This is a genomic window from Corynebacterium sp. (genome assembly GCF_030538285.1).
Taxonomy (GTDB): Bacteria; Actinomycetota; Actinomycetes; order Mycobacteriales; family Mycobacteriaceae; genus Corynebacterium.
In genome coordinates this window covers 21,065-44,322 of record NZ_JAUNUG010000010.1, presented here as the reverse complement: position 1 = coordinate 44,322, position 23,258 = coordinate 21,065, and the positions used below count along the sequence as shown (strand labels likewise).

Here is a 23,258-nt window from a genome sequence, read left to right as displayed (position 1 = left end):
ATCCGTGGCCACTTTCCCCGGCACGTTCTGCCCGACCCCACCACCCAGGCCTATACTGTGATGCAAACCACATACAACGTTGGGAGCAGCCATGTCCATGCAGTTCAGCGCCAACATCTCCTTCCCCGGCACCGCCGCGCAAGCATTCCGGCACTACGAGTCCATCTTCGGCGGGGAGCTCGAACTCCTCATCTACGGTGACATGCCCATGGAGGGCCTGCCCTTCGATCCGCCCGCAGACGCCGTCGCCCACGCCACCCTTATCTCCGACACTCTGAGCCTGGCTGGCGGGGACGCCATGGAACCCGACGCCTTGAGCCTGCGCTCCGACGTCTACTCCCTGCTCCTCCAGTTCGATTCCGTCGCCGAGGCAGAGGACATCATCGACAAGTTCCTCGCCGGTGGCGCCGAAGTGGAGATGCCCTTCGAGCAGGCCCCGTGGGGTGACCACTACGGGCAGGTGCGCGACCAGTTCGGGGTGCTGTGGATGATCAACGCGACCGAGGACTGACCTGCCCCTTAACCGCAGGTAGTGTGTACTGCATGCGGATCGTCTCCTGGAACGTCAATTCTGTGCGCACGCGCGCGGAGCGGATCACCGATTTTCTCCACCGCCATGACGTGGATGTGTTGGCGATGCAGGAGACGAAGTGCACGGATGAGAAGTTCCCCTACGCCGTGTTCGAGGCCGCCGGCTACGAGGTCGCCCACGCTGGCACCAGCCAGTGGAATGGGGTGGCGATCGTGTCCCGGGTGGGGCTCGGGGACGTCGATAAGCAGTTTCCGGGCCAGCCGGGCTTCGACAAGAACCCGGATAGTGAGCAGGCCGTCGAGGCGCGCGCCATCGGTGCGACGTGTGGCGGGGTGCGCGTGTGGAGCCTGTATGTGCCCAACGGCCGCGAGATCGCCGACCCGCACTATGACTACAAGCTGCGCTGGCTCCAGGCACTTGCCGAGCACGTCCGCCACGACACCACGGAAAAGGCCGTTTACCTGGGCGATTTCAATATCGCGCCGTTCGATGAGGACGTGTGGGACATCGGCTTTTTCGCCGGCAAGACCCATGTGACCGAACCGGAGCGGATCGCCTTCGACAGGCTTATCGACGCCGGGCTCAGCGAAGTCACCCGCCCCCTGGCCGCCGAACGTTTCACCTACTGGGATTACAAGGGGATGCGTTTCCAGAAGGGCGAGGGCATGCGCATCGATTTTCAGCTGGCCACCCCCGCCCTGGCGAAACTGGCCACCTCCGCCTTCGTCGACGTGGAGGAGCGTTCCGGTAAGGGCGCCTCGGACCACGCGCCGGTGGTGGTGGACTACAACAAGGCCACCTTCGACGAGGTCCGCTAAGTGACCTTCGCCCTCGACCTCAATGGCTGGCAGCTGGCCGGCCTCATCATCGACTACGCCATCAAGATCATCGCGATCGGCCTGGTCCCCGAGGGCCGTCGCCCCAGTTCCTCCACCGCCTGGCTGCTGGCCATTCTGCTGTTGCCCTTCATCGGGCTGCCGCTGTTCCTGCTCATGGGTTCGCCGTACATCAACCGGCGTCGCCACCGCATCCAGCGGGAGGCGAACGTCATGATCGAGGACGTCCAAGCCCATGTGCCGGACTGGCCGGAGAACTGTGACCTGCGGCCAGAGATGCAGTCCATCGTCAAACTCAACCGGCGGCTGACCAACCTGCCGGCTGTCATCGCCCATAACCAGGGTGTCTGTGGTGACTATGAAGAGACGATCCTGCGGATGGCGGCGGCCGTCGATAAGGCGCAGGATCACGTCCACGTCGAGATTTACATCACCAGCTGGGATGACACGACCGACCCGTTCTTCCGCGCCCTGGAACGCGCCGTCGACCGCGGGGTGAAGGTGCGTTATCTCTTCGACCAGATCGGCTCGCTGAAGTATCCGGGATATTTCCGCCTGGGCCGGCGCCTGACGGATATCGGCGTCGACTGGCAGCTCATGCTCCCCCTCAAGCCGTGGCGTTGGAAGTTCCGCCGCCCTGACCTGCGCAATCACCGAAAACTGCTGATTATCGATGACCGCATCGGCTTCATGGGCTCCATCAACATGATTGACCGTTCCTACCTCATGAGCGCGAATGTGCGGAAGGGCCGCAAGTGGGTCGATTCGATGGTGGAGGTCTCGGGCCCGGTGGTGGCGTCGATGGCCTTCCTTTTCGCGGTGGACTGGTACGCAGAAACCAATGAGCTCCTCGATGTGGATCCCCCACCGGAGCACGAGGCCCTCGATCCCTCCTGCCCGGAGCCGGGGACTTCCGACAATATTGTGCAGTTGGTGCCCTCGGGCCCGGGTTATACGACGGAGCCGAACCTGCGGATGTTCAACTCCATCGTCCACGCCGCCAAGCAGCGCTTGGTGCTGTGTTCACCCTATTTCATCCCCGACGAGTCTCTCCTGGAGGCCGTCACCTCGGCCTGCTACCGCGGCGTGCAGGTGGATCTTCTGGTGTCGGAGAAATCGGACCAGTTCATGGTCCACCACGCGCAGTCCTCCTACTATCAGGTGCTGCTGGAGGCTGGGGTGCGCATCCACCTTTTCCCCGCCCCCTATGTGTTGCACTCGAAGTTCAATATCGCGGACCCGGGTTCGGACACGTCCATGGGCACGGTCGGTTCCTCGAACATGGATATGCGCAGCTTCGGCCTCAACTACGAGGCGACGCTGATGATCGTGCGCGGCGACCTGCTCGGCGATCTCAATGAGCTTGCCGACGCCTACCTCGCCGTCTCCCGCCGCCTCACCCTGGAGGAGTGGAACGACCGGAGTTTCCTGCGACGCTACGTGGACAATGTCATGAAGCTGACGTCGGCGCTGCAGTAACCCGCGTGGCATAGACCGCCGCACCCAAGGCCACCGCAAAACAGGCGGCCATGCCCAGCGCCATGGTCACGCCCGCATCGGATCCCAGCCCCATGAGGGGGCTGACCAGCCCGGCGATGCCGAATTGGGCAGCGCCCATGAGCGCGGAGGCCGACCCGGCGCGTTCGCGCACCAGCCCGGTGCCCAGCGCGGTGGTGTTGCCCATGACGATGGAGATGTTGGCGATCGCCACGAACAGCAGCCCCATGATGAGCCACTTTGACGGCTGCCACGCCACGACGCCCAGCAGCAACAGCGTGGACACAAGCTGTATCGTCAGCGCCGCGAGCAGCAGCTTTTCGGTGGGGATCTTGCCGATGAGGCGGCCGTTGAGCAGGCTGCCGGCGATAATGCCGACCCCGTTGACGGCGAACATGGTGGCATAGCCACGCACCGACATCCCCAGTTGTTCCTGCATGAGGAAGGGGGAGGCGGAGATGTAGCAGAACATGGCGGAAAAGGCCGCGGCGAAAGTGAACAGGTAGCCGCGGTAGCCGGGGCTGGCGAGCACGTAGGCGTAGTTGCCGAGGATGCCGCGCACCGTCGCCGGGCTGCGTTTTTCCGGCGGGCGGGATTCGCGGATGACGGTGAGCACCACCACGACCTGCAGCGCGGCCAACCCGGCGAGCACCCAGAACAGCCCGCGCCAGCCGAGCGGTTCGGTGAGCAACCCGCCGAGCACGGGCGCGAGGATGGGGGCCACGCCCTGGATGGTCATGAGCAGCGCAAAGGCCCGCGCGGCGGCCGGTCCCACCGCCAGGTCGGGGATCACGGCGCGGGATAACACGATCGCCGCCCCCGAGCCCAGCCCCTGGATGAGGCGGGCGAGGATGAGCATCTCGATGCTGGGGGCCACGGCCGCGAACACCGCCGCCGCTAACGCGATCACCGTGCCGATGAGCATGAGGCGGTGGCGGCCCAGGGCGTCGGAAAGCGGGCCGATGAGCAGCTGCCCGACAGCTAATCCGGCGAGAAACGACGACAGGGTGAGCTGCACCATCGGCTGGGTGGTGGCCAGGTCGGCGGTGATCTGCGGCAACGCCGGCAGGTACATGTCGATAGCGAAGGGCGCGGAGGCTGAGAGCAGCGCCAGTGCCATCAGCAGCGGGAGCGTGAGACGCATTCCGGTGACCTTAGCGCAGGTGATAGATTCAGGTGGACGTCAGTTGTCTGTTAGGTGACATGGAAGTAAAGGAGTGCGCCCATGACCGTGGACCACTCGCTCCCCGGCACCCAACACTTCATCAACCCCAAGCAGATCCCGGCGGAACGTGACTTCGTCGCCTTATCCCCGCTGGGCGCTTTCGTGCGCTGGGCGGTGGTGGCCGCGGCGGTGTTCGTGCTGTTCCTGGCGGTCTACCTCATTCTCGACGGTGCCTTCGACATCGGCGCCCCCGCCGTCAACCGCCTTTTCGGCCTGGCGACGAATCCGCTCATCGGCCTGCTCATCGGCATCATCGCCACGGCGTCGATCCAGTCCTCCACGACGATCACCGCCCTGACGATCACCGCGGTGGGCACCGGCGGCATCTCCGTGGAGGTGGCGATCCCGATCATCCTCGGCGCGAACCTGGGCACCACGATCACCCCGCAGATCGTGGCGTTCAGCTACCTCGGCCACCGCCGCAGTTTCTGCCGCGCCTTCACCTCAGCCTCGTTGCACACGTGGTTCAACGCCCTCATGGTGGCGCTCGCTTTCGTCCTGGAGCTGGTGTTTCATCCGCTTCGCACGTTCGTGGGCATGGTCTCCGATTCGGTGGTGGGCGACGGGGCGACGGACACCGCCCGCGAATTGTCGGACATGTTCTCCCCGCTTATCGACGCCGTCGGCACCGCCGGTTTCCTCGGCTCACTGTTTCCGCCGCGTGCCGCGGCGGTGGTGGCGATCCTGGTGGGCACTCTGCTCATCCTCGCCGCGGTGCGGGTGATCAACGCGCAGCTGGCGATCCTCACCGCCGCCACCACGCGGACCCTGCTGGAGCGTTCCACCGGCACCTCCGACGCCTTGGGGGTGCTGTCGGGCCTGCTGACGACGATGGCAGTCAACGCGTCCTCGGTGACGGTGTCCTCGCTGCTGCCTTTCGCGGTGTCGAAGGCCATCAAACTGCGCGAAGCCCTGGCGATCATCCTCGGCGCGAACGTGGGCACCACCCTCATGTCACTGTTGGCGGCGCTCGCCGTGCCCGGCCCGATGGGTGCTCTGGCGGTGCAGGCAGCCCTGGTCCACGTGTCCTTCAACGTGTTGGGCACTCTTCTGGTGCTCATTCTTCCGCCGCTGCGGGAATGGCTCATCCGCCTGGCGGAGCTGTCCGGCCGACTGGCCACCCGCGGGTATCTCACTGCCGCCGCCACCATGGCAGCCTTCTACTTCGCGCTGCCCGCGCTGGTCATCCTGGCCTACACGCTGCTGTCTTAAGTGTCACGGCGCGTCAACACCACCACACCCGCTACCCAGGCCGCAATCACCCAGGCGACGAAGTAGCCGCCGGAACCGCCTGGGCCCCAACCAACCCCATCGAGGGAGAGCTCATTGACGAAGGCGTTGAGGTTTTCAAAGGGCAGGTATCCGACGATGTCGGAGCCGAACTTGGGCACCAGCCGGAAGATCTGCTCCAGACCCATGAACCAGATGAGCATGAGCGCGACCGTGCCTGCCGTTTGCCGCAGGAGCAGGGCAATGCCCTGGCTGATCATGACCACCAGTGCGGCCGCCGCCGGATACACCCACATGATGCGCAGCGCGTCCGGGTCCTCGAGCGGGTGGAACAGTGCCGCCGCCGAATCCGGGGCCAGCGCCTTGGCCAGGAAGAAACCAAAGAAGACCACCACGAACGTCAGCGCGGCGGCAAAGGCCGCGTATAACAGCAGCTTCGCCAACGCCACTGTCCAGCGCCGCGGGGTGGCCAGGTAGGTCGCAGCCTGCAGGTGATAGCGGTACTCGGTGGTGATCAGCATGACCGCTTGGATCATCAGCACCGGGAAACCGATGATGTACACCGCGGTGGCCACGGTCGGGGCCCACAGGGTGGGGAAACCGCCGTCGGCTTCCATCGTGCTGGCTCCGCTCATTCCCGCCCAGGCCAACCCGATGAGGATGAACAGGGCGCTGGTCCACCAGAAGGATCTGGTCGTGCGCAGCTTGGTGAACTCTGCGGCCAGAGTATTCAGGAACATCTCTCTCCTAATCCTGCCGGGCCTGGTACTGCACGGCGCCACCGGTTGAGTCCATGAACGCATCCTCCAGGGACGCCTGCCGCGTGCTCAGCTCCCGCAGTTGGAAACCGCCGCTAAACGCCAGCTCACCGACCTGCTCGGTCGTCGAATCGTTGACCTCCAGGCCGTGACCGTTGACGGTGGTCACGTCCAGGCCCGCCGCGCGCAGGTGCTCCGCCAAGCCGGCGGTGTCGCTGGCGCGGACCACCACAGTCTGCACGGAGTGCTGCCTGATGAACTCCTCCGTGCTCGTATCCGCCACCAGACGACCCCGCCCGATGACCACCAGGCGGTCGGCCGTCAACGCCATCTCCGAGAGCAGGTGCGAGGAGATCAGCACCGTGCGCCCCTCCGCCGCCAGAGCTTTGAGCAGCCCACGGACCCAGCGAATCCCCTCCGGGTCGAGGCCGTTGACCGGCTCATCGAGGACTAGCACCCGCGGATCCCCCAACAGCGCCCCCGCCAGGCCCAGGCGCTGCCCCATACCGAGAGAGAAGCCCCCGGCCTTCTTCTTGGCCACCCCCGACAGCCCGACCAGGTCGAGCACCTCCTCGACGCGGCGGGTGGGAATGCCATTGGATTGCGCCAGCCACCGCAGGTGATTGGCGGCGGAGCGGTTGGGGTGGACGGCTTTGGCGTCGAGCAACGCGCCCACCTGCGTGAGCGGGCGAGGGAACTCGTGGTAGTGGCGGCCGTCGATCATAGCGGTTCCGGCCGTCGGGGTATCAAGCCCGACGATCATGCGCATCGTCGTCGACTTGCCCGCCCCGTTCGGGCCGAGGAAGCCGGTGACGATGCCCGGCTGCACCGTGAAAGAGAGATCGTCGACAGCGCGGACCTGACCATAATCCTTGGTCAGCCCTTCAACGTGGATCATGCAGACAATCTTGCCAAGGCAACCTGTCAATCACCTGAAGGAGAGCCGGGAGGGATGCTGCGAAGGCAGGCATCAAAGGCAATTCCTCCAATTCCCCCAACGGCACCCACCGCAACTCCAAAGATTCCTCATTGGCAAAAGTCTTCAACGGCTCGCCAGTCGTGGTCCGCGCGATGACCGTCGTATACGTCCACCCGTCCCCCGGGTATGGCCCCGCCGTGACCTCCTCGTGCATCACCTCAATGAGTGAAGGCTCCAGCGAACACTCCTCCGCGGCCTCCCGGATCGCGGCCTCGCGCGGCGTCTCATGCGAGTCCCGCGCCCCACCCGGCAGCGCCCACGTCCCACCGTTATTCGTCCATAACGCACGGTGCTGCATGAGGACGTGCGAGTCGGCGAGCAGCATGAGCCCGGCCGCCCCGAAACGACCCCACACCTTCACCCCGGGGCCCTGCGCCCAACCATTTCCGTCACCGATCATGGCCCCGAGCCTATCTCATGGCGCACGACACACTCAGCGGGTTATCATGTGGCAATGACCGGCGCGACGGAGAACCCCGAGCGTGGCTCCGGCCCGACGGGCACGCTCATGCACTATCGTCGCACCCGCCTGCGCACACCCGGAAACGGTTCGACGCGGGCGTCGATAAGCATCCCGGACGATGACGGCGCCGACGTCCCCGAGGACACCCGCGACCACTGGCTCGACGAAGTCACCTCCGATGAGGAACACCGCCGGCGCGGCGCCACCGCCCGCATCATGGACACCTTCGCGGTGCCTTACCTGTGGTTCCGCCGCATCTTCGCCTTCCTGGCCACCACCCCCGGCAAACTCGTCGGCATCACCGTCGTCCTGTCGGTGGCGATCTTTGCCGCCGGCTGGTCTATGTCCCAGTCCTCCTCGGACCGACAGCAGGAGCTCGACGTCCTGCTGACCACCACCGAGCCGATGAGCTACGCCGCGCACAACCTGTACACCTCCTTATCGTTGGCAGACACCATCGCCACTACCGGCTTCGTGCAGGCTGGCGTCGAATCCGCCGGCACCCGTGCCCGCTACAACGCCGCCATTGACCGCGCCATGATGTCCGCCACCGAATCCGCCGCCGGCGTGCCTTTTTCCCACCGGGAATCCCTCCAGCTCATCGCCGACATCGAAAGACAGATCCCCATCTACACCGGGCTGGTGGAAACCGCCCGCACCAACAACCGCATGGGCAACCCCGTCGGCGTGGCGTACATGGCGGAGGCCTCCTCGCTCATGCGTGAACAGATTCTTCCCGACGCCGCGACCCTCTTCGCCGCCACCTCCTCCAACGTCCGCGACCAGCAACACCAACTCACCCGCCCCCAGTGGGTGCCCCTGTCCGGCCTGTTCGCCGCCGTGTTCTTCCTGCTCATCGCCCAATGGTTGCTGTGGCGGATGACCCGGCGCCGCCTCAACCGCGGCTTCCTCACCGCGACCGGGCTCATGCTCATCGCCATCCTGTGGGTCTCCGCCTCCAACTTCTCCACCTGGCAGGCCGGCACTCGCGGCTTCGAGGAGGCATCCATGCCCTGGGACTCGCTGACCGCCTCCCGTATCCAGGCCCAACAGGCCCGCACCCTGGAAACCCTGGCGTTGGTGCGCCGCCAATCCGTCGCCGATACCTCCACCTCCTTCGCCGAAACCGCCGACGCCATCAACCTCGCCCTCACCGACTTCGAGCAGGCCGAAGGCCACAACCCGCTGGCCTCCGAAGCCAACCGAGACCAGATCGGCGAAGCCCGCTCCGCTCTGCAGGACTGGGAAGGCGCCCACGCCCGTTTCGTCGTCTCCATGAACTCCGGCGACTACCCCGAGGCAGTCCGCCTGGCCACCACCACCACGCTGGTGCCCGATACCCCACCCACCGCCGCCGCCTCCTACGACCGCCTCGACGGGGCATTGTCCCGCCTCATCGCCGACGCCCGCTCCTCCATGCGCGCCTTCATCAACGACGGCCTGGCCGCCACCCAGCTCGTCTCCACCGCCGTGCTGCTGCTCAGCGTGCTCGCCATCCTCGCCGTGTGGATCGGCGTGCGCCCCCGCCTGCAGGAGTACCTGTGATGCGCCGCCTACTCGCCTTAGTGCTGGCCGGCACGCTGGCCGGGTGTTCCCTTCCCACCCTGGAGTTCCAGCGCAGCGCCACCGACGACGCCCCACCCGCCCCGCAGCGCCCCATCGCCCACCACTACGGCCCGCCGTTGCCTGCCGGATCCTCCGTGGAGGCACCCGGGGTGGAAGAACCCCGAGAGATCAACACCTGGGACATCGAGGGCTCCCTGCGCCCCTGGGTTACCGAGGCCGACCTCACCCAGACGATGGGGCACATCATGGAACGCGGCCGCCTCATCGTCGGCGTCGACCAATCCCAGAATCTGCTCTCCTTCCGAGACTCCGTCACCGGCGAGCTCGAAGGCTTCGAGGTCGACCTGGCCAAGGAAATGGCGCGCGATATTTTCGACGACCCCGAGCGCGTCGACTTCCGCTTCGTCGAATCCGCCAACCGGGCCTCCGCGCTGGCCAACCACGAGGTCGACCTCATCATCCGCACCATGACCATCACCCGTTCCCGGCAGCAGGAGGTGGCGTTTTCCACCCCCTACCTCACCACCGATTCCCGCCTGCTGGTCATGCGTAACTCCGCCATCACCGGTATCAGCCAACTCCCCGGCCGCACCGTGTGCGTCACCGACGGCTCCACCGCCCTGGAGAAGGCCCGCCTGCACGCCCCGGAGTCCCGCATCCTCAAGACCCGCAGCTGGGCGGACTGCCTGGTTGCCCTGCAGCAGAACCAGGCTGACGCGATCCTCTCCGACGACACCATCCTCTCCGGAATCGCCGCCCAAGACCCCTACACCGAGATCGTCGGCGAATCCCTGGCCGCCGAATCCTATGCCGTCGCCATGGCCCGCCCCTCCGAGCGCGTGGACACCGAAGGGTTGATCCGACAGGTCAATTCCACCATCGAACGCGTCATCAGTGACGGCACGTGGTGGCGGCTCTACGACCGCTGGTTCGCCGTCTACCTCGCCACCTCCGGGCCCCCGCCCCTGCATTACCGCCCCGAGGAACCCCCCGTCCCGGAGCAAGAGGAGCAACCGTGACCAAGCCCGAACTCCCCGAGGACCCCGGCACCCAGGCCGTCCACTTCGACCCCTTCGCCGACGACGACGATGACAGTGTCGACGCCGGCCTCGACGCCCTCATCGCCGACCTCGACAACCTCCGCGACCAGGGAACCGCCACCGTCGGAACGATGGCGGCGACGGGGCCGGATACGGCGCCGACGGCGGCGTCGATAAGAGATGACACCTCCGCCCGCGCTCGGCAACTCGCCCTATCCACCTTCCGCGAACGGCGCGGTGCCGAACGCGGGATGCGCAGCGTCGCCGACGGCATGGTCGATCTGCCCTTCATCCTCCCTGCCCGCCCCGAAGAAGCACTCCGCGACCCCGCCGAAGCCGCCCAGAAGGGCATCCCCGCCCCCCACCTCAACCCCGGCGACGTGGTGGCCGGGCAATACGAGATCCTCGGCGTCATCGCCCACGGCGGCATGGGCTGGATCTACCTGGCCAACGACCACTTCGTCTCCGGGCGCCTCGTCGTGCTCAAAGGCATGCAATCGGAGAAATCCGCCGACGAGATGGGCGCGGCCGTCGCCGAACGCGAATTCCTGGCGGATATCACGCACCCGGGCATCGTCAAGATCTACAACTTTATCGACGATCCCCGCGTCCCCGGCGGCTTCATCGTCATGGAATACGTCGGCGGGCCCTCACTGCGCACCCGCCGCAACTCCCGCGACAACCACGTCCTGCCCATCGACCTTGCCATCGGCTACCTCATCGAGGTGCTCCCCGCGCTTGATTACCTGCATTCCCGCGGGGTGGTCTACAACGACCTCAAACCCGACAACATCATCGTCACCGAGGACCAGGTAAAACTCATCGACCTCGGCGCCGTCTCCGGCATCGGCGCCTTCGGCTTCATCTACGGCACCAAGGGTTTCCAGGCCCCCGAAGTCGCCTCCGAGGGGCCTTCCGTGGCCAGCGACATCTACACCATCGGCCGCACCCTCGCTGCGCTGACCGTCCATCTGCCCAAGGACGACAGCGGCGCCTACCTCCCCGGTATCCCCTCCCCCTCGACGGAGCCGCTGTTCCGCAAACACTTGAGCTTCTACCGCCTGCTGCGCCGTGCTACCGACCCCGACCCCACCCAACGCTTCCGCGATATCGACGAGCTATCCACCCAGCTCTACGGAGTCCTGCGCGAAGTCATCGCCATCCGCACCGGACAACAATTCCCCGCCCAGCACTCCCTGTTCTCCCCACAGCGTACGACTTTTGGCACCAAACACCTGGTCTTCCGCACCGACCAACTCATCGACGGCATCGACCGCACCGTAAGAATCACCTCCCCCGAGGTCGTCTCCGCCCTCCCCGCCCCACTCATCGACCGCTCGGACGTCGGCGCCGGCATGCTCTCCGGCTCCTCCTACACCGAACCCCAGGAAGCCCTGGAAACCCTGCGCCAGGCCATGAAAACCCCCGAGTACGAGCAATCCGCTGAAATCCCCCTCGGCGTGGTCCGCGCCATGCTTGACCTCGGCTTCACCGGCCAAGCCCGCTCCTGGCTATCCTCCCTGGAAGGCCGGCTCGGGCACGACTGGAGGTTCCAGTGGTACTCCGGCGTCACCGCCCTGCTTCTCGACGACTACGTCTCCGCCCAAAAGCACTTCGCTCAAGTTCTCGACATTTTGCCCGGCGAGTCCGCGCCGAAACTGGCGTTGGCGGCAGTCGATGAGCTTATTCTCCAGCAGCTGGGACATCACCACTCCGCGCTACTTCCCGAGAAGGTCGCGCGGGCGGCATCGTTGCTGAGCACCAGCCTGGACGCCGTCGACCCCGAAGCCTTCGGCACCATCAACCCCACCTGGCTGCACGTCACCCAGGACCCGGCGCTCTTGCGCTTCAACGCCATGGGGCTCTATGGGCTGGTGTGGGCCACCAACCCCACCACCGTCTCCTCCGCCTTCGGCCTGGCGCGCCAGCTCATGGCCGAAGGGCAGATCGAGATGTCCGTCGCCGCGCTCGACCGCGTGCCCCAGGCCTCCCGCCACCACCGCATGGCCCAATTGACCACCATTCTGCAGCTCATCTCCGGCACGCTTACCGAATCCCGCATCCGCCGCGCCGCCCGCCGCCTGGAGGAAATCCCCACCAACGAACCCCGCTTCCTCCAGATCAAGATCGCCGTCATGTCCGCCGGGTTGAACTTCTTGAGGGACGCCTCCGTGGAGTCCGCGGCCTCCCCCAATGACCTCTTCGAATATGCCTTCACCCAGCGAGGCCTGCGGTATGGATTGGCCTATACCCTGCGGCAGCAGGCGCGGCAGGCCCCGTTCTCCCGGCATCGGTACGCGCTGGTGGATCTGGCGAACCAGGTGCGACCGGTGACGTGGTTCTAGGGTTGGTCCCCTCCCTCTCGGTGTTCCCACGTGGATAAGGGCCCGATCTTTAGGGTTTCCCCAGGTCGCTTAATTAGGCCAGGCCCTTATCCGCGTGGAAACCTCGAGGTGGACCATGCCGGCCCACCCACGCATCTCCACAGTGCAGGGTCGAGCGGCACGCCGCGTTCCGCCACCCGCCGGTACGCCGCCGCGAGGTTCCGCATCGCCGCGCCGGTCCGCGCGGTGCGATGATTCACCCGGAAGTTATTCACCCCTAGATTGCTGATCCGGTGCTGCCGTTCCACATCCTCTCGCGCAGCGATCACCACCGGAACTCCGTACTCGCCAGCGAATTTTCCCCCACCGTCATACTCCGTACCGAAGCCGATATCCGGCCAGAAGAAGTCCAGTCGCGCCACAAACTTCCCGTACGCGTCATACAGATTCACCTGCTGGAGCGGGGGCGGCAGTCCGGCTTTCCACATCGCGACCTTCATGTCCGATTCGCGTGGGCTCTCCGACCAAGGCGAGGCCAGGCGAGTGGCATTTCGCATGTCCTCGATACCCACGCAACCAGCGGCGAGCTTTAAAGGTGCGTCCATGTCAGCGGGGACCATCAGCTTCTGCGCCAGGGCACTGTCGAGACAACGGACACCGAGCGACAGCTGATGCCAACGGGCCAGGTCCAAACCCGTCGCCGCAGGGGTGGTAACCAGGACGCGGCCGAACGGAGTCTGCACTTTTTCGGCCGCCGCCACCTGCCCCTTCGACAGATGCCGGTACACGTGGTCATACCGCCGCCGACCACCTTTCGTGGCGCGGAAGCCCCCGAGCTCCACCGCGTGGTGATCCAACTGCCCCACCAACGGGAGGCCATGGAGTATCGCGGCCGATTGCCCTGCCGCGACAGTTTTGGGCGTCGCGACCACCGATGCCACGATCTGCGCTTTGGCGCGTTTCGTAATATCCAGCCGAGCCCAGTCGCTCTCGCGGACGTAGATGCCTTTCGCGAGCTTAATGTGCCGTGCCTTCTTGAATTCCTGCCTCGCCTCCCACTCCGACATCCCCGAGATGTCGATGAGAGGTCCCCCGACCCGTGTCATGCCGCCACCCTAACCGGCACCGGCCTAGCGCGCTCAACTCCCCTCGGGGTTCCCACGCGGATAAGGGCCTGGCCTCAAGCAGCGACCTGGGCAAACCCCAAAGCTCGGGCCCTTATCCACGTGGGAACCCCGAGGTGGTACCAAATCCGCACCAATGCCAAAACCCCCGGCACCGAAGCACCGGGGGCTCACCTCACGTATTACAGACCTGCGAGTGCGGTGGCCTTCTGGGCGATGGCCAGCTCCTCGTTGGTCGGCACCACGAAGACCTTCACGGCGGAGTCATCGGTGGAGATCTCGCGCGGACCGTCGTTGGGCAGGTCGTTGCGCTCCGGGTCGATGCGGATGCCATACATCTCCAGGTTGGCCATGGCGTCCTCGCGGACGAACTTGGCGTTCTCGCCGACACCGGCGGTGAAGGTGATGGCGTCGACGCGGCCGAGGGCGATCATGTAGGAGCCGATGTAGCGGCGCAGCTGGTGGATGTAGATGTTGTAGGCGGACCAGGCGTCGGTGTCGCCGTCCTCGATCATCTGGCGCAGCTCGCGGAAGTCGTTGACACCGGACATGCCCTTGATGCCGGACTTGCGGTTGAGCAGGGTGTCGATGTCGTCGATGCTTAAGCCGGCGGTGCGGTAGAGGTGGAAGATGATGCCGGGGTCGATGTCGCCGGAGCGGGTGCCCATGACCAGGCCTGCCAGGGGGGTCATGCCCATGGAGGTGTCGATGGCGTGGCCGCCCTGGACGGCGGAGCAGGAGGCGCCGTTGCCCAGGTGGAGGACGATCTGGTTGACGTTTTTCGGGTCCTTGCCCAGCAGCGCGGGGACTTGTCCGGAGATGAACTCGTGGGAGGTGCCGTGGAAGCCGTAGCGGCGGACGCCGTTTTCGCCGGCGACTTCGGCGTTGATGGCGTAGAGGGCGGCGGCCGGGGGCATGTCGGCGAAGAAGCCGGTGTCGAAGACGGCTACGTGGGGGACGTCGGGGAGGATCTGGCGGGCGACCTCGATGCCGTCGACGTTGGCGGGGTTGTGGAGCGGGGCGAGCGGGATGATGTCGCGGATCATCTCGACGACCTGGTCGTTGATGAGCTCGGGCTTGGAGAAGACCTTGCCGCCGTGGACGACGCGGTGGCCGACGGCGGAGATGTCGACGTCGGTCGGGCCGGCACCGTGCTCGCTGAGGATGGCGAAGGCCATCTCGAGGCCGGCGGAGTGGTCCGGGATCGGGGCCTGGGAGGTGTGCTTTTCGCCGTTGATCTTGACGACGATGTTGCCGGCGGGTTCACCGATCTGCTCGACAAGGCCGGAGACGAAGGGCTCGTCGGCGGCATCGGCGGTGGGGTCGAGGATCTGGAACTTGATGGAAGAGGAACCGGAGTTCAGGACGAGTGCGTAGGTCATTTATTTTCCTCCGGCCTGGATGGCGGTGATTGCGACGGTGTTGACGATGTCCGGGACGGTGGCGCCACGGGAGAGGTCGTTGACGGGCTTGTTCAGGCCCTGCAGGATGGGTCCGACGGCGAGGGCGGAGCCGGTGCGCTGGGCGGTCTTGTAGCCGATGTTGCCGGCTTCCAGGTCGGGGAAGACGAAGACGTTGGCCTGGCCGGCGACGGTGGAGTCGGGCATCTTCTTCTTTGCGACGCCCGGGTCCACCGCCGCGTCAAACTGCAGCGGGCCGTCCACCTTGAGGGAGGGGTCGATGCGCTTAGCGTTGTGGAGGGCCTCCACGGCGCGCTCCACGTCCGGGCCGGAGCCGGAGGATCCGGTGGAGTAGGACAGCATGGCGACGCGGGGGTCGATGCCGAACTGGGAGGCGGTCTTGGCGGAGACGACGGCGATCTCGCCGAGCTGCTCGGCGGTGGGGTTCGGGTTGACGGCACAGTCACCGAAGGCCCAGAGGCGGCCGCGCATGACCATGAGGAAGATCGAGGAGACCACGGAGGCGTCCGGGGTGGTCTTGATGATCTGGAAGGAGGGCTTGATGGTGTGCGCGGTGGTGTTGGCGGCGCCGGAGACCATGCCGTCGGCTAGGCCCTTGTGGACCATCATGGTGCCGAAGTAGGAGATGTCTTTCATCGTCTCGCGGGCCTCGTCGATGCTCACGCCCTTGGACTTGCGCAGTTCGGCGAAGTCGGCGGCGAATTCGTCGAGCAGCGGGGAGGTGAGGTGGTCGACGATGTGGGCCTTGCCCAGGTCGACGCCGAGCTCGCCGGAGCGGTTCTTGATCTCGTCGGGCTTGCCCAGGATGGTCAGCTCGACGATGTCGCGGTCCAGGAGCTGGCCGGCGGCGAGGAGGATGCGGTCGTCTTCGCCCTCGGGGAGGACGATGTGGGCCTTGGCTTCCTTGGCGCGCTCCAGCAGCCAGGACTCGAAGACGGGCGGGGACATGACCGGGGAGACGGAGATCTTCAGGGCTTCCTGCAGCTTGACGACGTCGCGCAGCCCGTCCTCGGTGACAGCTGCCGCGAGGACGGCGTCGACGGCCTTGATCTGGCGTTCCGCCAGCTGGACGTGGGCGCCCTTGGCATCGGTCAGCAGGATGATGGGCAGTCCGAGGGCGGCGGCGATCTCGGCGTCGAACTGCAGGTTGCCGGTACCGACGACGAGGGCGGGGCCGTCGTCGAGGATGCCGGCGGTGACGATGGAGCCGACCTTGGGCTCGTGGTCGTCGAGTCGACGGACACTCAGGCCGAGGGAAGCGGCGAGGCCGTCAACGTCGACACCGTCAAAGTTGCGGTTGACGACACTGAGCAGTGCTGAACGAGGGTCAGACATGCGTAACCTTTCTGTCGCTGAGCGGGGTGTCCGGGGCAACACAGATCGCCGCTCGTGTGGGATCGGTCGCCATTCTATAACGGATGTCGCCTCCGCCACACTGGTACCGCGAGGAATTTTCAGACTTAACACGACATAACCGGACAATCCACAAGAAGGCGAGAGGGAAGGAAGGGGCCACGCGGACGTCGATAAGCACAACAAAGACCTGGAAAACCCGCATAAACACCCCGCCATCACGCGAGCCCACAGGAGGGTTGGAATTGTGCCCGCTCGCCGCGGCACGAGGCGTGGGTCACCTCCCCAACCCGCGTGACAATCCTGCAAATTTCCGCGAATCCACCGCGAAACAGTGCCCTGGGGCACACCCCTGCGTTACCCCCGTGAGGGAATGCGGCGACGTAGAAAGAGGTCAGTACTATGGACAGGAAAGTCTGCCCCGAGCACAAAGGATGTCCCATCATCATGTCCCGCCCCCTGCGCGTCGCCGTTGTCGGTGCCGGCCCCGCCGGTATCTATGCCTCGGATCTGCTGGTGAAGTCCGGGGAGGATGTGACCGTCGACCTTTTCGAGCGGATGCCCGCCCCCTTCGGCCTCATCCGTTATGGTGTGGCGCCGGATCATCCGCGCATTAAGGGCATTGTGAAGTCGCTGCACAAGGTGCTGGATCAGCCGGAGATCCGCCTGTTGGGCAACATTGAGATCGGTAAGGACATCACCGTCGACGAGATGCGTGACTACTACGACGCGATCGTCTTCTCCACCGGCGCCACCGGTGACCGCGAACTGCGCATCCCTGGTTCTGATCTGGATGGTTCCTTCGGTGCCGGCGAGTTCGTCGGTTTCTACGACGGCAACCCGGATTTCGCCCGCAACTGGGATCTCACGGCGGAGAAGGTCGGTGTCATCGGCGTGGGTAACGTCGCGCTCGATATCGCCCGCATCCTGGCCAAGACGGCGGATGAGCTCAAGGTGACCGAGATCCCGGACAACGTCTACGAGAACCTGTCCCGCTCCGCGGTCAAGGAGGTCCACGTCTTCGGCCGCCGCGGTCCGGCGCAGGCGAAGTTCACGCCGCTGGAGCTCAAGGAGCTCGATCACTCCGACAACGTCGAGGTCATCGTGGACCCGGAGGACATCGATTACGACGCCGCCTCCGAGGCCGCCCGCCGCGAATCCAAGTCCGTGGATCTGGTGTGCCAGACCCTGGAGGGCTACGCCATCCGCGAGCCGAAGGGTGCCCCGCACAAGCTCTACCTGCACTTCTTCGAGTCCCCGGTGGAGATCCTCGGCGAGGACGGCCATGTCGTGGGCCTGAAGACCGAGCGCACTGAGCTCGACGGCACCGGCAGCGTCCGCGGCACCGGCGATTTCACCACCTGGGAGGTGCAGTCCGTCTACCGCGCCGTGGGTTACCGCTCCGAGGCTGTTGAGGGGGTGCCCTTCGATGATGAGGCCGCCGTGATCCCCAACGATGGTGGCCGCGTCTTCGATCCCGCCACGGAAGCTCCGGTCAAGGGCCTGTACGCCACCGGCTGGATCAAGCGCGGTCCGGTCGGCCTGATCGGCAACACGAAGTCCGATGCGAAGGACACCACCGGCATGCTGCTGGAGGACTTCGCGGCCGGCCTGCTCGACGCCCCCACCCGCCCAGAGGCCGACGCCATCCTCGACCTGCTCAAGGAGCGCGGCATCGCCGTGACCACCTGGGATGGTTGGCATAACCTGGACGCCGCTGAGCGCGCACTCGGTGAGGCCGAGGGCCGAGAGCGCAAGAAGATCGTCGAGTGGGATGAGATGATCGCCTCCTCCCAGCCGGAGGCTTAGCGTGCTCACTGCCGGGCCGCTCACCGAGCTGAGTCCACTGCAGGTACATGCGCTGTACAAGCTCCGCGTCGACGTCTTCGTCCACGAGCAGGCCTGCACCTACGCCGAGATCGACGACACCGACGCCCTACCCGACACTGTGCACATCTGCGCCTGGTCCGGGGATCAGCTGCTCGGCACGGCCCGGTTATTCCCGGTCGGCAATGCCTGGCAGTTCGGCCGTTTCTGCCTGGTCCCGGCCGCGCGCGGCACCGGGGTGGCGGGCGAGATCATGGCTAAAGCGCTGGAACTCGGCGCCGGGCGCGAAATGCTTCTCGACGCCCAAGCCCCCCTCGTCCCCTACTACGAGCGTTACGGTTTCCACGCCTTCGGCTCGCTTTTCGACGACGCCGGCGTCCCCCACCAGCCTATGCGCCGCGCACGCAGCTAGTTTCACGGATACGGTGTGGGGTGTGAACACCTACTTCATCGTGTCCCGCTTCTTCGACCTCTCCGCCTCCGAGATCCACGCGTTGCTCAAGCTCCGCGCCGAGGTCTTCGTCACCGAGCAGGGATGGGCGCATACCGATATCGAGGACGTAGACCTCGACGGCTCCTCCCGCCACCTGTTGGCCTATGACCTCTCCGAACGCCCCATGCCGTTTCTCGGTGCAGCGCGCGTGATCGATGAGGACGGCAAAGCCAAGCTGGGGCGCATCTGCCTCTCCCCCGCCGGCCGCGGGACAGGCATCTCCACTGAGCTCATGGAGGCCGCCGTGAACATGGCCAAGGAAACCTTCCCCGACCGGGACATCGTCCTCGACGCGCAGGCCCCGCTGATCGATTTCTACACCCGCCACGGCTTCCGGGCCGAGGGCGAGCCCTTCGAGCTGGGTGGCATTCAGCGTCAGCCGATGGTGCTGGCCGCCACCTGAACGGCCCGGTCACGCGCCTGATCAACGGTATCCGCGGTGGCCAGGGCCAGGGGCGGGAAATCCGTGTAGTGGCGGACATCCGACTCCGGGACGGATAAGGCCCGCGCCAGATCCAGATCCTCTCGGATGACGGTGCAGGCGCCCGGGGACACCAGGGTGGTGTCAATCGGCAGGCCCAGAATCGCGCGGGCGTGCAGGTCCCACTGGGAAAAGCGCTGTGTACACAAGGTCACCGCACCGGAATCATGGGGGCGGGGGGTAACCGCGGAGAAGTAGACATCCTCCCCCGCAACGAACATCTCCACCGCGAACAGTCCCTGCCCACCGAGAGCATTGGTGATGCGCGCCGCCAGGGATCGCGCATTCTCCAGTGCCACCTGGTTAACCTCCATCGGCTGCCACGCCTCCGCCAGCTCCCCACCGGAGTGGGTATGCCCGACAGGCGCACAGAACCAGGTGGCCAGCTCCCCGGTGCCCGGGTCGATCGAGCGCACGGCCAGCAGGGTCAGCTCGTGGTCGAAATCGATGAAACGCTCCACCATCACGCGCCGGTCATGCCACTGTGCGTCCTCCGGGCTGCGCAGGACCCGGTGCCCGGAGCCGAAAGTCTCCGGCTTCACGATGCACGGAAACCCCATCTCCGCCACCGCCTCCGCGAACTCCTCCCGCGTGTCCGCGAAACGATAGGCAGTGGTCGGCAGGCCCAGCTCCTCGGTGGCGACCGTGCGCAGCGAATCCCGCTCCACCGTCAACCGGCAACCCTGCGCCGAAGGAGTCACCGATATACCCGCCTCCTCCAAGGCCTGCAGTGCGGCGACGTCGACATGGGCCGTCAATGGCACCACATGGTCAACGCCCTGCTTATCGACGATCCCCCGCACCGCCTCCCCATCCCCCGCCACCTCCGCGGGGGCGATGTGGACGTGGGCACCGAGACGTCGAAAAGCAGCCGCGAGTTCCTCGGATTCCCCGAGCAGGAGGATGGTGGGTGAGGTCATGGTCCGATCTTAACCCGCAGGTAGCCCGGACATGCGAAAGCGCCCGGCCCCCTTGTAGGAAGGGAACCGGGCGCTTCAGCCGAACTAACTACTCGTCGGAGACGGCAGAACCGTCATCCGTGCTGCTGAGCGAGCTCACGCTGCTCAGGGAGCTACCGGCAGAACCGGGAGCACAAGCGTCGAGAAGCAGCTTGCCGGCGAGGAGACCCAGCAGGACCAGGCCAGCACCGCGGACCGCCTCGTTACGACCCAGCTCCGCGCCGATCTGGTCGATCAGCTGAGCCTGCGGACCGTTGTAGATACCCAGGTTGTTCTGCAGCTGCGTGTTAGATGCCTGCAGCGAACGCTGGATCTCATTGATCATCGGGTTCATGCCCGGGATGTTGAGCTGATCCGCCAGACCAACCGGGATCAGGAACAGCAACGGGAGACCCACAGCCATACCGGTCAGGATGCAGCGGCCGCTGCTCGAACCCCCCGGGACCACACCGGTCTCGTCGGCGACGTTGACAGCCGGCATTACGGTGTCCACGCTTCCGTCGGAGTAGGTGATGGTGACCGGCAGCGTCACGGATTCACCCGGCAGGGCGGTATCCGGGACAGTGACCGTGATGGTGCCATCGGCACCCACCGAGACCTCCCAGCCATCAGGCAGGTTGGACTCATCGACCGTGACCGTCGTGCCGGCGGGCAGTGCGTCGCCGACGTTCGGGATGGTCACCGTGGTGCCCGGTTGAGCATCGCCACCGATGTACACCGGGGTGGTGTTGTCGGCGATGGAGCCCGTCGGGATGTCCGTGGTGACGGTTGCGTTGATCGGATCGCCGACCGGGTTGCCCTGATCATCGGTGATCTGGATGGTGACCGGGCCGGCCGGGGTGTCGCCCGGCACCGTCACAGTGATGACACCGGTATCCGGATCGACCACGACAGTGCCCGGGATCGGGTTGCCGTTCTCGTCGGTGATAGTGCCACCCATGTTGTCGGTCGGGTTGGTCACCGTGTCATCGAGGTCGGTCGGCTCACCGGCCGGGATCTCATCGACCACCGTGCCCGGGTTAATGCTCGGCGCCTCCGGAGTCGGAGTCGTATCCACGATCTCCACCGGGATACGGCCAACCTCAGTATCACCATCAGTGATCACCACAACAGCATCACCCGGATCAGTACCCTCCGGCACCGTCACCGTGATCGTGCCATCAGCATCGATATCCACCGTGGCACCCTCAATCGGGTTGCCATCCTGGTCAACCACCGTACCAACCGTGGTATCCGTCGGGTTAGTGATCGTGTCATCCAGGACCTTGCCAGTGCCATCATTCGGCACCTCATCGACAGCGGTACCCGGGTTGATGCTCGGCTCATCCGGAGTCGTCTCAGCAGCCTCCACCGTGATGGTGAAGGTTGCGGTAGAAGAGTTACCCGCATCGTCGCTGGCCGTAACTGTCACCGTGGAGGTTCCCGGAACAGTCGGGGTACCAGTGATCTGACCGGTGACCGCATCGAAGGTAAGACCCTCAGGAAGCCCGGCCACAGTCACGTTCGCATCCGGATCATCCGTCGAGACGGTGATCGGAGCGATATGCTCGTCCTCGGTGACGGTGACGTTCGCGATCGGGGCGATGACCGGAGCAGTCGTGTCAGCGACCTCAGTGACAGTCACCGGGGCCGTAATGGTCTCGGTGGAGCCATCCGGGTAGGTGACCAGAACCGGGATCAGGTACTCGCCAGCGGGAAGATCCGCAGGCGGGTTAACCGCCAGAGAACCATCGGTGTTGACAATGACCCACGCCGGGGTATCGGCGGTCCTATCGAAGGTAGTCTGAGTCAGACCGTCCTCACTGACCGGCAGCGGAGTTCCATCAGCGTTGGCCGGGGCCGGGATAACGATGGCCCCGCCCTGGACGACCTCGGAGTCCGCGTTGTACACCGGCTGGTTGAGGTCCGCTTCGGAGTTGATCTCCGGAGCTTCTGTGACCTCGACAGTCAGGACGAGGAGATCCGTGGAGCCGTCGGTGTAGCGCACCTGGACCGGGAAATCGTAAGTGTCCGGAGCGACAGCCAGGGTCGGGTTCAGGGTGATCTCACCGGTGGTGATATCAAGAGAAGCCCACCCAGCATCAGCCGGCCAACCTGCCATCTGGGTAAACCCTGCAACCTGCTCAGCAGGAAGGGGGTTGCCGTTCTCAGTCGGCGCAACGGTAACCGGGGTTTCCGGAGCCTGCTGAACCGTGGTGCCCGTCGGGTAAGACGGGTTGAGGGTGTCAGCAATCGTCTCCGTCGGGGTGTCCGTGGTGACGGTGGCGTTGATCGGATCGCCGACCGGGTTGCCCTGATCATCGGTGATCTGGATGGTGACCGGGCCGGCCGGGGTGTCGCCCGGCACCGTCACAGTGATGACACCGGTATCCGGATCGACCACGACAGTGCCCGGGATCGGGTTGCCGTTCTCGTCGGTGATAGTGCCACCCATGTTGTCGGTCGGGTTGGTCACCGTGTCATCGAGGTCGGTCGGCTCACCGGCCGGGATCTCATCGACCACCGTGCCCGGGTTAATGCTCGGCGCCTCCGGAGTCGGAGTCGTATCCACGATCTCCACCGGGATACGGCCAACCTCAGTATCACCATCAGTGATCACCACAACAGCATCACCCGGATCAGTACCCTCCGGCACCGTCACCGTGATCGTGCCATCAGCATCGATATCCACCGTGGCACCCTCAATCGGGTTGCCATCCTGGTCAACCACCGTACCAACCGTGGTATCCGTCGGGTTAGTGATCGTGTCATCCAGGACCTTGCCAGTGCCATCATTCGGCACCTCATCGACAGCGGTACCCGGGTTGATGCTCGGCTCATCCGGAGTCGTCTCAGCCGCCTCAACAGTGATCGTGAACGTCTCGGTAGAAGCGTTACCCGCCTCATCCGTAGCCGTCACAACCACCTCATACGTACCCGGAACAGTCGGAGTACCCGTGATCTCACCGGTAGCCGGATCGAAGGTCACACCCTCCGGCAGACCCTCCACCGTCACCGTCGCATCCGGATCATCGGTCACCACAGTGACCGGATCAATCAGCGCACCCTCAGTACCAATGACATCCTCAATCGGAGAAATCACCGGCGCCGTGGTATCAGCCGCCTCAACAGTGATCGTGAACGTCTCGGTAGAAGCGTTACCCGCCTCAT

General features: G+C 65.4%; 19 protein-coding genes. 10 read left to right on the top strand and 9 right to left on the bottom strand.

Going from position 1 to position 23,258, the window contains the following annotated elements; genetic code table 11:
• Positions 1–91 precede the first annotated feature (91 nt).
• From Q4G50_RS05105 to cls, 3 genes are read left to right on the top strand one after another with little or no spacing between them, the layout of a single operon-like run.
• Positions 92–511, top strand: a complete 420-nt coding sequence (locus Q4G50_RS05105; protein WP_303376568.1) for a VOC family protein — start codon at positions 92–94, stop codon at positions 509–511.
• A gap of 32 nt (positions 512–543) precedes the next feature.
• Positions 544–1,350, top strand: a complete 807-nt coding sequence (locus Q4G50_RS05100) for an exodeoxyribonuclease III (RefSeq protein WP_303376567.1) — start codon at positions 544–546, stop codon at positions 1,348–1,350.
• Complete coding sequence (cls, locus tag Q4G50_RS05095) at positions 1,351–2,847, top strand: cardiolipin synthase (RefSeq protein WP_303376566.1); 1,497 nt, start codon at positions 1,351–1,353, stop codon at positions 2,845–2,847.
• Here cls and Q4G50_RS05090 read toward each other — a convergent pair.
• On the bottom strand, positions 2,819–4,009 hold the full coding sequence (locus Q4G50_RS05090; protein ID WP_303376565.1) for a multidrug effflux MFS transporter: 1,191 nt from the start codon (positions 4,007–4,009) through the stop codon (positions 2,819–2,821). The genes cls and Q4G50_RS05090 overlap by 29 nt on opposite strands.
• 81 nt (positions 4,010–4,090) lie before the next feature.
• On the opposite strand from Q4G50_RS05090, the gene Q4G50_RS05085 reads away from it, so the two are divergent.
• On the top strand, positions 4,091–5,302 hold the full coding sequence (locus Q4G50_RS05085; protein ID WP_303376564.1) for a Na/Pi cotransporter family protein: 1,212 nt from the start codon (positions 4,091–4,093) through the stop codon (positions 5,300–5,302).
• Here the strand turns inward: Q4G50_RS05085 and Q4G50_RS05080 are convergent.
• Genes Q4G50_RS05080 through Q4G50_RS05070 form a run of 3 tightly spaced genes read right to left on the bottom strand, consistent with a single transcriptional unit; the run spans position 5,299 to position 7,457 of the window.
• Entirely contained in the window at positions 5,299–6,060 is a 762-nt protein-coding gene (locus tag Q4G50_RS05080) for a multidrug ABC transporter permease (protein WP_303376563.1), read from the bottom strand. The two genes, Q4G50_RS05085 and Q4G50_RS05080, sit on opposite strands and share 4 nt — an antisense overlap.
• Before the next feature lie 7 nt (positions 6,061–6,067).
• On the bottom strand, positions 6,068–6,976 hold the full coding sequence (locus Q4G50_RS05075) for an ABC transporter ATP-binding protein (RefSeq protein WP_303376562.1): 909 nt from the start codon (positions 6,974–6,976) through the stop codon (positions 6,068–6,070).
• Complete coding sequence (locus Q4G50_RS05070) at positions 6,963–7,457, bottom strand: NUDIX domain-containing protein (RefSeq protein ID WP_303376561.1); 495 nt, start codon at positions 7,455–7,457, stop codon at positions 6,963–6,965. The genes Q4G50_RS05075 and Q4G50_RS05070 overlap by 14 nt, the downstream gene beginning before the upstream one ends.
• Before the next feature lie 54 nt (positions 7,458–7,511).
• Here Q4G50_RS05070 and Q4G50_RS05065 point away from each other — a divergent pair, with 54 nt between their 5' ends.
• The 3 genes from Q4G50_RS05065 to Q4G50_RS05055 are packed head-to-tail and all read left to right on the top strand — an operon-like array spanning position 7,512 to position 12,471.
• Positions 7,512–9,065, top strand: a complete 1,554-nt coding sequence (locus tag Q4G50_RS05065; RefSeq protein ID WP_303376560.1) for a hypothetical protein — start codon at positions 7,512–7,514, stop codon at positions 9,063–9,065.
• Entirely contained in the window at positions 9,065–10,105 is a 1,041-nt protein-coding gene (locus Q4G50_RS05060) for a glutamate ABC transporter substrate-binding protein (RefSeq protein ID WP_303376559.1), read from the top strand. Before Q4G50_RS05065 ends, Q4G50_RS05060 begins: the two co-directional genes overlap by 1 nt.
• On the top strand, positions 10,102–12,471 hold the full coding sequence (locus tag Q4G50_RS05055; protein ID WP_303376558.1) for a serine/threonine protein kinase: 2,370 nt from the start codon (positions 10,102–10,104) through the stop codon (positions 12,469–12,471). Before Q4G50_RS05060 ends, Q4G50_RS05055 begins: the two co-directional genes overlap by 4 nt.
• Positions 12,472–12,557: 86 nt before the next feature.
• Here the strand turns inward: Q4G50_RS05055 and Q4G50_RS05050 are convergent, their stop codons facing one another.
• The 3 genes from Q4G50_RS05050 to pta form a co-directional block, all read right to left on the bottom strand.
• Positions 12,558–13,556, bottom strand: coding sequence for a hypothetical protein (locus tag Q4G50_RS05050; protein ID WP_303376557.1), 999 nt, complete (start codon positions 13,554–13,556; stop codon positions 12,558–12,560).
• 200 nt (positions 13,557–13,756) lie between these two features.
• Positions 13,757–14,956, bottom strand: a complete 1,200-nt coding sequence (locus Q4G50_RS05045; protein ID WP_303376556.1) for an acetate kinase — start codon at positions 14,954–14,956, stop codon at positions 13,757–13,759.
• Entirely contained in the window at positions 14,957–16,330 is a 1,374-nt protein-coding gene (pta, locus tag Q4G50_RS05040; RefSeq protein ID WP_303376555.1) for a phosphate acetyltransferase, read from the bottom strand.
• Positions 16,331–16,795: 465 nt separating this feature from the next.
• Between pta and Q4G50_RS05035 the strand changes: the two genes are divergently transcribed.
• The 3 genes from Q4G50_RS05035 to Q4G50_RS05025 are packed head-to-tail and all read left to right on the top strand — an operon-like array spanning position 16,796 to position 19,071.
• Entirely contained in the window at positions 16,796–18,157 is a 1,362-nt protein-coding gene (locus tag Q4G50_RS05035; protein ID WP_303376554.1) for an FAD-dependent oxidoreductase, read from the top strand.
• 1 nt (position 18,158) lies between these two features.
• Positions 18,159–18,587, top strand: coding sequence for a GNAT family N-acetyltransferase (locus tag Q4G50_RS05030; protein ID WP_303376553.1), 429 nt, complete (start codon positions 18,159–18,161; stop codon positions 18,585–18,587).
• Between the two features lie 22 nt (positions 18,588–18,609).
• On the top strand, positions 18,610–19,071 hold the full coding sequence (locus tag Q4G50_RS05025) for a GNAT family N-acetyltransferase (RefSeq protein ID WP_303376552.1): 462 nt from the start codon (positions 18,610–18,612) through the stop codon (positions 19,069–19,071).
• Here the strand turns inward: Q4G50_RS05025 and Q4G50_RS05020 are convergent.
• Both Q4G50_RS05020 and Q4G50_RS05015 read right to left on the bottom strand, forming a co-directional pair.
• Positions 19,044–20,069, bottom strand: a complete 1,026-nt coding sequence (locus tag Q4G50_RS05020; protein ID WP_303376551.1) for an ATP-grasp domain-containing protein — start codon at positions 20,067–20,069, stop codon at positions 19,044–19,046. The two genes, Q4G50_RS05025 and Q4G50_RS05020, sit on opposite strands and share 28 nt — an antisense overlap.
• Positions 20,070–20,157: 88 nt before the next feature.
• On the bottom strand, positions 20,158–23,258 hold a 3,101-nt coding region (locus Q4G50_RS05015; protein ID WP_303376550.1), incomplete at its 5' end, for a Rib/alpha-like domain-containing protein.